This is a genomic window from Roseovarius sp. MBR-51 (genome assembly GCF_053628575.1).
Map to the genome: position 1 here is coordinate 162,106 of NZ_JBRJGQ010000003.1, position 13,482 is coordinate 175,587.

Annotated in this window: 11 protein-coding genes; 5 read left to right on the plus strand and 6 right to left on the minus strand. The window is 62.9% G+C overall.

Annotated features, from left to right (window positions below):
* The first annotated feature begins 175 nt into the window (after nucleotides 1–175).
* Genes ACSSVY_RS05340 through ACSSVY_RS05350 form a run of 3 tightly spaced genes read left to right on the plus strand, consistent with a single transcriptional unit; the run spans nucleotide 176 to nucleotide 3,013 of the window.
* Nucleotides 176–1,117, plus strand: a complete 942-nt coding sequence (locus ACSSVY_RS05340; protein ID WP_454268382.1) for a nucleoside hydrolase — start codon at nucleotides 176–178, stop codon at nucleotides 1,115–1,117.
* The gene (locus ACSSVY_RS05345; RefSeq protein WP_009818380.1) at nucleotides 1,114–1,560 is read left to right on the plus strand and encodes a GNAT family N-acetyltransferase; all 447 of its coding nucleotides are present in this window, start codon (nucleotides 1,114–1,116) and stop codon (nucleotides 1,558–1,560) included. Before ACSSVY_RS05340 ends, ACSSVY_RS05345 begins: the two co-directional genes overlap by 4 nt.
* Before the next feature lie 31 nt (nucleotides 1,561–1,591).
* Nucleotides 1,592–3,013 carry a protein adenylyltransferase SelO gene (locus ACSSVY_RS05350; protein WP_454268383.1) on the plus strand — a complete coding sequence of 474 codons (1,422 nt, stop codon included), beginning with the start codon at nucleotides 1,592–1,594 and terminating at the stop codon, nucleotides 3,011–3,013.
* 37 nt (nucleotides 3,014–3,050) lie between these two features.
* Here the strand turns inward: ACSSVY_RS05350 and ACSSVY_RS05355 are convergent, their stop codons facing one another.
* The 5 genes from ACSSVY_RS05355 to ACSSVY_RS05375 form a co-directional block, all read right to left on the minus strand.
* On the minus strand, nucleotides 3,051–4,367 hold the full coding sequence (locus ACSSVY_RS05355) for a DEAD/DEAH box helicase (RefSeq protein WP_454268384.1): 1,317 nt from the start codon (nucleotides 4,365–4,367) through the stop codon (nucleotides 3,051–3,053).
* 417 nt (nucleotides 4,368–4,784) lie between these two features.
* Nucleotides 4,785–5,750 carry a DUF3179 domain-containing protein gene (locus tag ACSSVY_RS05360; protein ID WP_454268385.1) on the minus strand — a complete coding sequence of 322 codons (966 nt, stop codon included), beginning with the start codon at nucleotides 5,748–5,750 and terminating at the stop codon, nucleotides 4,785–4,787.
* 89 nt (nucleotides 5,751–5,839) lie between these two features.
* Nucleotides 5,840–6,550, minus strand: coding sequence for a hypothetical protein (locus ACSSVY_RS05365; RefSeq protein WP_454268386.1), 711 nt, complete (start codon nucleotides 6,548–6,550; stop codon nucleotides 5,840–5,842).
* Nucleotides 6,551–6,552: 2 nt separating this feature from the next.
* Complete coding sequence (locus tag ACSSVY_RS05370; RefSeq protein ID WP_454268387.1) at nucleotides 6,553–7,101, minus strand: peptidylprolyl isomerase; 549 nt, start codon at nucleotides 7,099–7,101, stop codon at nucleotides 6,553–6,555.
* A complete protein-coding gene (locus tag ACSSVY_RS05375; protein ID WP_454268388.1) occupies nucleotides 7,094–7,600 on the minus strand; it encodes a peptidylprolyl isomerase in 507 nt (168 codons plus the stop codon). Before ACSSVY_RS05375 ends, ACSSVY_RS05370 begins: the two co-directional genes overlap by 8 nt.
* 127 nt (nucleotides 7,601–7,727) lie before the next feature.
* Between ACSSVY_RS05375 and ACSSVY_RS05380 the strand changes: the two genes are divergently transcribed.
* The gene (locus ACSSVY_RS05380) at nucleotides 7,728–8,912 is read left to right on the plus strand and encodes a phosphoglycerate kinase (protein ID WP_454268389.1); all 1,185 of its coding nucleotides are present in this window, start codon (nucleotides 7,728–7,730) and stop codon (nucleotides 8,910–8,912) included.
* A gap of 91 nt (nucleotides 8,913–9,003) precedes the next feature.
* Entirely contained in the window at nucleotides 9,004–9,897 is an 894-nt protein-coding gene (locus ACSSVY_RS05385) for a fructose bisphosphate aldolase (RefSeq protein ID WP_454268390.1), read from the plus strand.
* A gap of 83 nt (nucleotides 9,898–9,980) precedes the next feature.
* On the opposite strand, the gene mfd is transcribed toward ACSSVY_RS05385, so the two are convergent.
* Nucleotides 9,981–13,433, minus strand: coding sequence for a transcription-repair coupling factor (mfd, locus tag ACSSVY_RS05390; protein WP_454268391.1), 3,453 nt, complete (start codon nucleotides 13,431–13,433; stop codon nucleotides 9,981–9,983).
* Nucleotides 13,434–13,482 lie beyond the last annotated feature (49 nt).

The following is a 13,482-nucleotide window of genomic DNA, read 5'->3' on the forward strand; positions in this document are numbered from 1 at the left end:
CGCGGTCTTCGCGGCTCAATGGGGCCGGTTTGCTGGATGCGCTGAATTGCTGCGACGCGGCATCTCTCTGGAGGCCCATTGATTCGGATCGGCGATCCGCCGCATTACCCTGACAGTCTTGGTGGACATTTGGACGCATCCGCCGCATGGTTCGCGCGGCGCGACGGAGACACGCATGACGGCACGGCAGATCATCATCGACACCGATCCCGGACAGGATGACGCGGTGGCGATCCTCTTGGCGCTGGCCTGTCCCGAGACGCTTCATGTGCTGGGCCTCACCTGCGTGGCAGGCAATGTGTCACTTGCGCAGACGACCCGGAATGCACGCATGATCTGCGAATTGGCCGGATGTCCCGATCTGCCTGTCTTTGCTGGGTGCGACCGCCCACTAGGCCGCGATCTGGTAACGGCAGAACATGTGCATGGCCGCTCAGGCATCGATGGCCCGGATCTTCCTGATCCTCAGATCCCCGTGCAGGACCGGAACGCCGTTGATTTCATCATCGACACGCTGCGCGAGAGGCCACCGGGTACAGTGACGCTGGTGCCCATCGGCCCTCTGACCAATATTGCCACAGCCTTTGCCAAGGCGCCCGACATCGTCGCGCGGGTGCAAGAGATCGTGCTGATGGGAGGCGCCCATACGGCCCATGGCAATGTGACCCCGGCGGCAGAGTTCAACATCCATGTCGATCCCGAGGCGGCCGCCCGTGTGCTGGCCTCGGGTGTGCCCCTGACCATGCTGCCCCTCGATGTCACGCACAAAGCGCTGGTGACACCCGCCCGCAACGCAGCGTTTCGCGCCATCGGATCACGGGTTGGTCGCGCTGTTGCTGCCCTGACTGGCTTTTTCGAGCGATATCATCCGGAACGCCATGGCGCGGACGTTGCTCCGCTGCATGATCCGTGCACAATCTGCTGGCTCCTGCGGCCTGACCTTTTCACGGCGCGCAAGGTGAATGTCGAAATCGAAACACAATCGGAATTGACGATGGGTATGACGGTGGTGGATTGGTGGGGCGTGACAGGACGACCCGCCAATGCAACCTTCGTCCACGATATCAACGCACAGGCCTTCTTTGACCTGCTCACCGAAAGGCTGGCTCGGCTATGACCGCCCTCACCCTCGCACGGCCTGACGATCTGGACCGACTTTTGCCGCTGGTGGCCGCCTTTCACGACGAGGCCGGCATCTCACAGGCTGACGCCACGCGCCGCGCAGCACTTTTGCCAATGCTCGAAGGCAGCCCGCATGGCGTGGTCTATCTGATTGGCCCCGGACGTGCGCCCATTGGCTATATCGTCTTGAGCTTTGGCTGGTCGGTCGAATTTGGCGGGCTTGATGGCTACGTTGATGAATTCTACATCCGTCCGGGCGTGCGCGGGCGCGGCATCGGCACCGAGGTCATGATCAGCCTTCCCAAAGCCCTTGCCGGTGCTGGATTGAAGGCATTGCATCTTGAAGTGCGGCGTGACAACGAGAAGGCGTTAAAGCTTTATCAGAAACTCAGGTTTCTGCCGCGTGACGCGTACAGCCTTCTGACGCGGGAAATGTAGACTTTTCCCCGCTTGACCCTAGGTAACCTGCATGACACTCGAGATTCCGTTCCAAAACAGCTACGCGCAATTGCCAGCGCGGTTCTACACCCGGCAATCGGCCCTAGCCGTGCGCGCCCCACGCCTGATCCAGTTCAACCGGGAACTGGCGTCGGAGCTTGGTATTCCAGACACTCCCGACGCCGATCTTGCACGGACGTTCTCGGGCAATGACGTGCCCCAAGGAGCTGCACCTCTGGCGCAGGTTTATGCGGGGCATCAATTCGGCGGCTTTTCTCCGCAGTTGGGTGATGGACGTGCCCTGCTTTTGGGCGAGGTGATTGACCGGACCGGACAACGCCGGGACATTCAACTCAAAGGCTCGGGTCCCACCCCCTATAGCAGAATGGGTGACGGACGCGCCTGGCTCGGTCCGGTCCTGCGCGAATATCTGGTGTCCGAGGCGATGCACGCCCTTGGATTGCCCACGACGCGCGCGCTCGCTGCCGTCGAGACTGGCGAACCAGTCTACCGCGAGGCCGGTGGATTGCCCGGCGCGGTGCTGACACGGGTTGCGGCCAGCCACCTGCGCGTCGGCACCTTCCAATATTTCGCGGCCCGCCGCGACGTCGAGGGGCTGAAAGCGCTCTATGACTATACCGTCGCGCGGCATTATCCCTTGATCGAGGGCCCTGCGCATCTCTTGGCCGAAGTGATCCGAAGGCAAGCGCGACTGGTGGTGGGCTGGCTGTCCGTCGGCTTCATCCACGGTGTGATGAACACCGACAATACGTCGATTTCCGGCGAAACCATCGACTATGGTCCCTGCGCCTTTATGGATACCTATCATCCGCAGACCGTGTTCAGCTCGATTGATACGCGTGGCCGCTATGCCTATGACAATCAGGCGCATGTGATCGTCTGGAACATGGCGCAACTGGCCACCGCACTGGTGCCGCTCATGCCCGATCAGGACGAGGCGATCGAGGATTTCACCGCGCTGGTTCATGCCATGCCCGACCAGATCGAAGTTGAATGGCGCCGTGCCTTTGGCCGCAAGATCGGGATTGCCGAGGCCAACGCCCAAGACGCCCCCCTGATTGCCGACCTGCTCGCGCGCATGGCCGAGGGACGTGCAGATTTCACCAATACCTTCCGCGGCCTCATCGACGGCACCGCGCGCGATCAGTTTCTCGACCGCACCGCCTTTGATACATGGGAGCCGCTCTGGCGCGCCCGCATCGCGCAAGAGGATGACCCCGAGGCCGTGATGCGCGCCGCAAATCCCGCCCTCATCCCACGCAATCACCGGGTCGAGCAAATGATCGAATCCGCCGTCGCAGGCGATTATACGCCATTTCACCGACTGCTCAGCGTTTTGGCGCATCCCTACGTGGATCAACCCGAGGCCGCCGACCTCAAACGTCCGCCCACGCCGGCAGAGGTCGTTGAGAACACCTTTTGCGGCACATAAAAAAACGCCGGGGCATGCCCCGGCGTTCTTGTCTTATTCAGGCCGCGTTCGACCGCGCACCGCTGCCGCCGCCACCCGGCTTGCGCCGACGACCGGCACCGGCACTGGGTTTGCCTTGCGGCTTGCCATGTTGTGCACTGCCGCCAAACCCACCGCCGCCACTGCGACGACGCGGACCGCCGCGCGCAGATGCGGGCTTGGGCGATTTCGGATCTGGCAACACTTCCCACGGACGGCCAGAGGCAACCGGAATGGTCGTGCCCAGAACCTTCTGGATATCTTTCAACTCGCCCATTTCATCAGGAGCACAGAATGCAATCGCCGCCCCGTCCTTGCCGGCGCGCGCCGTGCGGCCGATCCGGTGGACATAGTTATCAGGCACATTGGGCAACTCATAGTTATAGACGTGTTTCACATCCGGAATATCCAGACCACGCGCCGCCACATCAGTGGCAACCAGAATTTTGACCTGACCATCGCGGAACGCCTTGAGGGCGCGCTCGCGCTGGCCTTGGCTCTTGTTGCCATGAATCGTCGCGACTGCGAATCCGGCCTGCTCCAAGCGCTTGGCCAACTTGTCCGACCCGTGTTTGGTGCGACCAAAGACCAGCGCCAATTCGCTCTTGTGCTTGCCCAACAGCTCGATCAGCAGATCAGGCTTGGACGCCTTGGCGATGAAATGCACCTCTTGCGTGACCTTGTCCGCAGCCTTACCCGGAGGGCTGACCTGAACCCGTTTCGGGTTCCGCAGATAGCTGCCCGCGAGCTCTTCCATCTGCTTGGGCATGGTGGCGGAAAACATCATGGTCTGGCGCTCAGCGGCCAACAGACCCGCAATGCGGCGCAGCGCATGGATAAAGCCCAGATCGAGCATCTGATCGCCCTCGTCCAGCACCAGAAAACGCGCGGCATCCAGCCGCACGGCGCGGCGGTCAATGAGGTCAAGCAAGCGGCCGGGTGTCGCCACCAGAATGTCGATACCCTGCTCCAACCGTTTGATCTGCGGATTGATCGAGGCACCGCCCACCACAAGACCGATTTTTATCGGACTGTCCTTGACCAGCGGCAATAGCGAGTCGCGGATCTGACCTGCGAGTTCGCGGGTTGGGGCAAGGATCAGGCTGCGGATCGTTTTCGGCGCAGGTTTGCCCGGCTCTTCCATCAGGCGGGTGATCAGCGGCAGGCCAAAGGCCATCGTCTTGCCGGTCCCGGTCTGTGCGAGGCCGAGCACGTCAAACCCGTTGAGCGCATGCGGGATCGCATGGGTCTGAATCGGGGTCGGCTCGGTGATGCCTTCGTTTGCAAGCTTGCGCACGAGGGCCGCAGGCAGGCCCATTTCGTCAAAGAGATTCAAGTCGTATCCTTTCGGGGCGCGAGGACATCCCGCAGCCCATCGCAGACGGTGAATATCACCGCCCGGTCGTCGTGGTTGCACCAACCAGCAGCCAAAGAGCCGAATGCCCCCTGCACTCTGACAGGTGTTTGGCCCCACGCGTGATTTTGGGATCATCCGCGACATTTCATAAGATACGCCCATCTCGGGCAATGCTGCTCACGCGGCAGGAAACGTCGGTTGATCCGCATATGGAGGGCGGAGACGCAGAAGTCAAGCGCAGCGTATCGTTTTACCCCGTCATCCTCGGGCTTGACCCGAGGACCTCATCCCCCCAAACGCCCCCCGCGCGAATAGCACCGAAGGTGCCGCGCGGATCGCTGGGCCGTCCCGCGGACCAGCGACCGCGCGGCATCTCAGCGGATCATGCACCTCCCCTCACCGCACCATCCACACCCCCTTGGGCCAGAACGCATGAAACGCAAAGGCGAACATCACATCATGCGGCACATCGCGCCCCTGCCCGTCGCGCACCCGCACGGTGCCCACGTCGCGCCCCTTGGCAATCGTGCCGTGATCCAGCGCCGAGGCCTGACCCTTTTCCCAAGAGATACTGACCCCAGCCTCCGTCACCCTCCCTTCGGAGCGCACCCGCGTCAAGGGCCACGCCCTTTCACCCACCCGCACAACCCGTTCCAGCGGCGGAATACCATGCGGCGGGTCCTCGCCATTATACAGAAAGGGCCGCGCCGATGTATCATAGCCCTGATAGGGATTGCGCCCATAAGAGCGATTGTACTCCGGTTCCTCCATCACCAACCCATCCGGATTGCGCGCGCGGAATTGATCCCAGCTTTCCATCCAGCTTGGCATCTGTTTCAGCTTGGTGCCGGTCAGATCGCCCACAATCGCCTCACCGATCGCCTGCTGCCACCAGCTTTGGGTCTCGCGGTCATACATCACCATATCCGAATGGCGCAGCTTGCCCGACACGCCAAATGTCAGCACCCCCCGCGCCGTGCGCCGGTCGAATGTCATGCCGGAATTGCACAAGGGGCAGAATGTGACCGCCACTGGCACGCCCCCCACGGTGTCATTCACGATCTCATGCCAGGTCAGGTATCGGATCGGATAGGCGCGGGCCTGCGTGCCGGGGATTTCCAGCGTGATCACCGGTTCTGTGCCCGCAATCCGCCGCTCAGACGAGGCCTTGCGATATTTCGGCCCGGTAATGGCAGGGATACCATCCTTGGGCGGCCCGCCCGACAGGATCTCGGACCAGTCGCGCACAGCGGTCTTGTCGAAATTCGTGTCGGGCCATTCCGCGCGCCACGACCGGGGATCGGCATGAGCGAGCGAGGCAATCAGCATCAGGGATGTCAGCAGGGCAAGGAAACGGGGCATGGCGGCTCCTGTCATGGCGTGCATCATGCCCCAAGATGCAGGCCGCCGGGGCGTCAAACCAGCCCACCCCACGCGATTGTGACACCGCGTCAGCCGCGCCGTGCCTCATTCAGCGCGCGGTCCCACAGCCGGTCCCGCATCAGTCGGCGAAAGGCGCGTTTCACCTCGCCGCCCGCATCGCGCGTGTAACACCGTCCATGCGTGAGGATCAGCCGCTCCGGCCCCCAATCCAGCACCTGTTCCACCAGATCTCCGACCGCCTTGCGCCCGCCCAAACGCTGCGCCAACCCCAAGGGCGGCTTGCCGTCGCTGTCATCAATCCCGGCCAGCCAGATCAACGGGCGCACCCACGCCGGCAGCGGCGCGGTATCCACCGCGATGATCAGCCGTGACAAGATCGCCGAGCGGCTGGCCTGATGCAGGAAGACCACCTCGGTCTGCGCACCCTCCAGGACAAGCGGCTTGATCTGCCGACACCACGAGGCGGTTTTCACCTCTGCCCCGCGCCAGACCCTCGCACCTGGATAGGCCGCCTGCCAGTCAGGCAGATGCGGCAGGACCGGCGCATGCGGCACGACAATATGCGCCACCTGCCCCCGCGCTGCCAGCCAGTCCCGCAAAGTAGCGGGCAGCGCCCCCGGCGCATGCACCCAGAGATCGTCTGAGGGCAACTCAATCACAACGGTGCGCAGCGGCATCGCAACGCCGCCGCGCCACTGTACTGATCCGCCCGTCAGCCCCCAAACACCTTCGGCCAATGGCGCAGGGGTGATGACGGGACTGTCGGACCCAACAGCCATGTCTATTCGGTCACCGTGACCCGTGCCATCACATCCGGCTGACCGACAACGGCACCATTCGGCCCGTTGCCACGCTTGATCGCATCCACGATCTCCATGCCTTCGGTGACCTGACCAACCACGGTATATTGCCCGTTCAGGAACTCGCCCGCGTCGAACATGATAAAGAACTGGCTGTTGCCGCTGTCAGGGTCTTGGCTGCGCGCCATGCCGACCACACCGCGCAAAAACCGCTCGTCCGAGAATTCAGCCTTGAGATCGGGCCGGTCACTGCCGCCCATGCCGGCGCGGCCCATATCGCCGCCCTCCAGCTTGCCGAACTGAACGTCGCCAGTCTGCGCCATAAAGCCGTCGATCACCCGATGAAACACGACCCCATCATAAGCTCCCGCCGTGGCCAGCGCGGTGATTTGCTCGACATGCCCCGGCGCAATATCCTCAAAGAGGTCGATCTTGACGGTGCCATTGGCCTCGCCCGCAATCTCGATTTCCAGCCCGGTCGCCAATGCAGGACCAGCCATCAGGCTCAAAACAAACGCAAGTTTATACATCAGAGGCCACCTTGACGCTGATCATCCGGTCCGGGTTCGCGGGCGGCTCGCCGCGCGTGATGGCATCGACATGCTCCATCCCCGCGATCACGCGGCCATAGACCGTGTATTGCCCATTCAGGAAATGGTTGTCGCTGAAGTTGATGAAGAACTGGCTGTTGGCCGAATTCGGGCTCTGGCTACGGGCCGCCCCAAGCGTGCCGCGATCATGCGGGATCTTGGAAAACTCAGCCTTGAGATCGGGCAGGTCGCTGCCCCCCGTTCCGGCTCTGCGCGGCTGGTAATCCTTTTCCGTATTGCCATGCTGCACATCGCCGGTCTGCGCCATGAACCCGTCGATCACCCGGTGAAAGACCACGTTGTCATAGTGCCCGGCGCGGGCCAGTTCCTTCATCCGTTCGCAATGGCCCGGTGCGATGGCGGGCAATAGCTCGATGGTGACAGTGCCACCTTTCAGCTCCATCAGAATGGTGTTTTCGGGGTCCTTGATCTCGGCCATGAGGCTCTCCTTGATAAAATATGCCTCGATACCTAGGCGGTTCCCGCGCGATTGCCAAGCGCAGAGGTTGACGCTGGCAAAGACCCGCGCCAATAGAAGCGCGACAAAGTTTCGGGAGGCGTATCGCATGAGCTGGAAAACCCTTGACGACATGGATCTGAACGGCAAGCGCGTTCTGGTGCGGGTCGATATCAATGTGCCGGTCGAGAATGGCCTTGTGACAGACGCCACCCGGATCGACCGCATCGCGCCCACCGTCACCGATATTCTCGCCAAGGGCGGGCGGCCCATCCTTCTGGCCCATTTCGGACGTCCCAAGGGCAAGGTTGTGCTGGACATGTCGCTGCGCGTGACCGTGCCCGCCCTCGAGGCCGCCTTGGGCCGCAAGGTGCGGCTGATCGAAACGCTGGAGGGGGCCGAAAACCTCACTGACGAGGCGCTCGCCTCTGACGTGCTGCTCCTTGAAAACATCCGCTTTCACCCCGGCGAAGAGGCGAATGATCCCGCCTTTGCCGCGCGTCTGGCACAGCTTGGCGATGTCTATTGCAACGATGCCTTTTCCGCCGCCCACCGCGCCCATGCCTCGACGACAGGCTTGGCGCACCACCTGCCCTCTTGCGCAGGCCGCCTGATGCAGGCCGAATTGCAGGCGCTCGAGGCGGCCCTTGGCACCCCCAAACGCCCGGTTGTGGCCGTTGTCGGCGGTGCCAAGGTCTCGACCAAGCTCGACCTCTTGGGCAATCTCGTGGCACGCGTGGACAGCCTCATCATCGGCGGTGGCATGGCCAATACCTTCCTTGCCGCCATGGGGCTCGAAGTGGGCAAATCGCTCTGCGAACATGACATGACCGATACCGCCCGCGAGATCATGCTCAAGGCGGGGGCGGCGGGCTGCAAGATCCTGCTGCCCGCCGATGTCGTTGTCGCGCGCGACTTCGCCGCCGGTGCCCCGCATGAGGTGGTGGGTGCCCATGCCTGCCCGCCCGACGCCATGATCCTTGATGCCGGCCCGCAGGCCGTGGCGCGCATCATCGCCACGCTCGATGCCGCCAAGACGCTGATCTGGAACGGCCCACTTGGCGCATTTGAAATAGCGCCCTTTGACACCGCCACCAACGCCGCCGCCTCTCACGCCGCGAGCCTCAGCCGCGCGGGAAAACTCATCTCCGTCGCAGGGGGCGGCGATACCGTGGCCGCCCTCAACAAATCCGGTGCCGCCGAGGATTTCACCTATATCTCGACCGCAGGCGGCGCTTTCCTCGAATGGATGGAAGGCAAGGATTTGCCTGGCGTTGCAGCACTCAAGGCCTGAGACCCCGCCTGTTAGCGCCACCACGATTGCAAGGCCCGCGCCCCTCGCCTATGAGGACGCGAAACCGTGTAGTCCTTCAAGGGTGTCCCAAATGAGCAAGACCGAACAGGCCAACAAACTCCGTGCAGGACAGGGCTTTATCGCCGCCCTCGACCAGTCCGGCGGCTCCACCCCCAAGGCGCTGCGCCTCTACGGGATTGAAGAGAGCGCCTACAGCTCCGAGGCGGAAATGTTTGATCTGGTCCATGCCATGCGCGCCCGCATCGCCCAGGCCCCGGACTTCACCGGCGACAAGGTTCTGGGGGCCATCCTCTTTGAGATGACCATGGACCGCGACATCGGCGGCAAACCCTCGCCCACCTTCCTCTGGCAGGATCGCGGCGTCGTCCCGTTCCTCAAGGTCGACAAGGGGCTCGCCGGTGACACCGATGGCGTCAAGCTGATGAAACCCATGCCCGATCTCGATCCGCTGCTGGAACGCGCGGTCAAGTCGGGGATTTTCGGCACCAAAATGCGTTCGGTGATCGACGCCGCCAACCCTGCGGGCATCGAGGCCGTAGTGGCCCAGCAATTCGAGGTCGGCCAGCAGATTCTCGGTCACGGCCTCGTGCCGATTATCGAACCCGAAGTGACCATCTCCATCGCCGACAAGGCCGAGGCCGAAACCCTGCTGCGCGCCGCCATCCTCGCGCAGCTTGACCTGCTGCCCGCGGATCAGGAGGTGATGCTCAAACTCACCCTGCCCGAAACGCCGAACCTCTACGAAAGCCTCGTCAATCACCCCCGCGTGCTGCGCGTCGTGGCGCTCTCGGGCGGCTATAGCCGGGAGGAGGCCAACGCGCGCCTGTCCCGCAACAGCGGCGTCATCGCCAGCTTCAGCCGCGCCCTGACCGAAGGTCTCTCGGCGCAGCAATCGGACGAAGCCTTCAACGCCACCATTGCGAAATCCATTGACGACATCTACCAGGCATCCATCGCAGGCTAAACGCCCGCGCCGTCATCTGGCCGAAATACCTCGGGGGAGTCTCGGATGTCATCCGGGACGGGGGCAGCGCCCCCACCCCGCTCTCATCCCTTGGCGCGCTTGGCCTCTGCCACAACCTTTTCCGCCAGATCGCGAGCTATGCCAAAGGCGCCTTTGATGCGGTCGGTCTCGCCCTTCCAGTCGCGACGCACGACGATCTTGTTGTCACGCACCTTGGCCAGCCCCCGCTCGTCATTGATGAACTCGACCAGCCCGCGCGGCGAGGCGAACTTGTCATTGTGAAACTGGATCGTCGCCCCTTTCGGCCCGCCATCAAGCTTGGAAATGCCGGCGCGTTTGCACATCGCCTTGATCCGCACCACCAGCATCAGCATGTTGACCTCGCGCGGCAGTTTGCCGAAGCGGTCGATCAACTCGGCGGCAAAGCCTTCCAACTCCACCTTGGTCTCCAACCCGCTCAGGCGGCGATAGAGCCCCAGACGCACGTCGAGATCGGGCACATAGTCCTCGGGGATCAGAACCGGCACGCCCAGATTGATCTGTGGTGCCCATTGCTCGTCGGCTTCCGACAGCCCTTCCATCTGGCCCGATCTGATCTTGGCAATCGCCTCTTCCAGCATGGACTGATACAGTTCATATCCCACATCACGCATCTGCCCGGACTGTTCCTCGCCCAGCAGATTGCCCGCCCCGCGAATATCGAGGTCTTGGCTTGCCAGCGTGAAACCCGCCCCCAATGTGTCGAGACTGCCCAGCACCCGCAGCCGCTTTTCCGCCCCCGGCGTCAGCGGCACGCGTGGCTTGGTCGTGAGATACGCATAGGCGCGCGTCTTGGAGCGGCCCACGCGACCCCGGATCTGATAGAGCTGGCTGAGGCCGAACATATCCGCGCGGTGAATGATCATCGTGTTGGCAGTGGGAATATCGAGCCCCGATTCGACAATCGTCGTCGCCAGCAGCACATCGTATTTGCCATCGTAAAACGCGTTCATCCGGTCGTCGAGTTCCCCCGCCGCCATCTGCCCATGCGCGATGACATATGTGACCTCTGGCACCTGCGTTTTCAGGAAATCCTCGATCTCCGGCAGGTCACTGATGCGCGGCACCACATAAAACGATTGCCCGCCCCTATAATGCTCACGCAAGAGCGCCTCGCGCACGGTCACGCTATCGAACTCGCTCACATAGGTGCGGATTGCCAGACGATCCACCGGCGGCGTGCCGATGATCGACAGATCGCGCACCCCCGACAGCGACAGTTGCAGCGTGCGCGGAATGGGCGTCGCGGTCAGCGTCAGCACATGCACATCAGAACGCAGTTGCTTCAACCGCTCCTTATGCGCAACGCCAAAGCGCTGTTCCTCGTCGATGATGAGCAGCCCAAGGTTCTTGAACCTGATCCCCTTGGCCAAGAGGGCATGCGTGCCCACGACAATATCCGCCTCGCCGCGCGCCATGGCATCGCGGGTCTTGGCGGCATCACCTGCCGAGACAAACCGCGACAAGGGGCGAACATTGACTGGAAACCCCCGAAAGCGCGACGCAAACTCTTGATAATGTTGCCGGGCAAGCAACGTGGTGGGTGCGATCACCGCCACCTGTAGACCCGTCATCGCAGCGGCAAACGCCGCGCGCATCGCCACCTCGGTCTTGCCAAATCCGACATCGCCACAGATCAACCGATCCATCGGCGTGCCCGATCCCAGATCGTTCAGCACATCCTCGATGGCGTGCAACTGATCATCGGTCTCCTGATAGGGGAACCGCGCGGCAAAGGCCTCCCAGGCGTGATGCTCGGGCTCAATTACGGGCGCGCGCCGCAACGCGCGCTCGGCCGCCACCCGGATCAGACGATCCGCCATCTCGCGGATACGCTCCTTGAGCCGCGCCTTCTTGGCCTGCCACGCGCCGCCGCCCAGACGGTCGAGCAAACCCTCCTCATGCCCGTATTTCGACAAAAGCTCGATATTCTCGACCGGCAGATAAAGCTTGGAGCTTTCGGCATATTCGAGCACGAGGCATTCATGCGCTGCCCCGGCGGCTGTGACCACCTCGAGCCCCAGATACCGCCCGATGCCGTGGTCCACATGCACCACCAGATCGCCGATGCTCAGGCTTTGCGCCTCGGTCAGGAAATTGTCGGCCCGCCGCCGGCGCGGCGCACGGATCAGCCGCTCACCCAGCACATCCTGTTCGGCGATCACCGTCAGGTCCGGCGCCTCAAATCCGTTCTCCAGCGGCCAGACCGCCAGATGAAGCCCATGCTTGCCGACACCTTTGGCCGTGCTGACACTCACCGCGCCAATCAACCCTTCGTCCTCAAGCAGACCCTCAAGTCGCTCGCGCGCGCCCGCGGAATACGAGGCCAACAGCACCGGACCTCGTTCAAGTTTTGCGCGAATATGATCCTTCAGGGCACTGAAAAGATTTATATTTTCCTGCTGACGCTCGGGCGCGAAATTGCGCCCGATCCGCCCGCCCGCGTCGATTACGCCCAAGCCTGTCGCCTGCGGCAAGGCTGCAAACTGCAACACACGCCGGTCAGCCACCGCCGCGCTCCAGGCTGCATCGTCAAAATAGAGCAAACCCGGCTGCACCGGCTTGTAAACCGTATCGCCCCGCGATTTCTGACTCAGCGCCAGATGCCGCGTCTCGTATTGATCCGCAATACTGTCCCAACGCGCTAACCGCTGCGGTGTCACCTGCTCATCGAGCGTGATCGTGGCGCCGGGCAGATACTCAAAGAGCCCCTCCAGCCGCTCGTGAAAGAACGGCAACCAATGCTCGACACCCGCGTGTTTGCGCCCCGCACTTACCGCCTCGTAAAGCGGATCATCCGTGCCCGCCGCGCCAAACTCGATCCGGTAATTCTGACGAAAGCGGCGGATCGCCTCCTCGTCCAGAATGACCTCGGACACCGGCGCCAACTCCACCCGATCCAGCTTCTCGGTGGTGCGCTGCGTGGCCGGATCGAAGCGGCGTATGCCGTCCAGAACATCGCCAAAGAGATCAAGCCGCACCGGCCCGCCCTCGCCCGGCGGATAGATGTCGATGATCCCGCCGCGCAGCGCGTAATCCCCCGGCTCCGTCACCGTGGGCGCCTGCGTAAACCCCATCCGCACCAGAAAATCGCGCAACGCCTTGTCGTCGATCCGCTCGCCCACCGCCGCGACAAAGGCCGCACCGCGCAGCACGTCGCGGGCAGGCACCCGCTGCGACGCGGCATTCAGCGTGGTCAACAGCACAAATTGCGACGGCCCGCCATGCACCAATCCCGCCAAGGTCGCCATCCGCGTGGCCGAAATATCGGCATTGGGCGACACCCGGTCATAGGGCAGGCAATCCCAGCCCGGAAAGGTCATCACCGGCATATCAGGCGCAAAGAATCGCAAGGCCGCCTGCATCGCCGCCATCCGCTTGTCATCGCGCGCGACATGCAGGACCGGCGCACCGGTCTTGGCCACTTCAGCCAGGATCAGCCTCGCGTCAAAGCCTTCGGGCGCGCCGCCCACGGTGATATGCTGCGCTTTGGTCATGGTGTTCCTGTTCCTTGCGCTCGGTCAGCAGGCTGTGCATGTGCCCGAA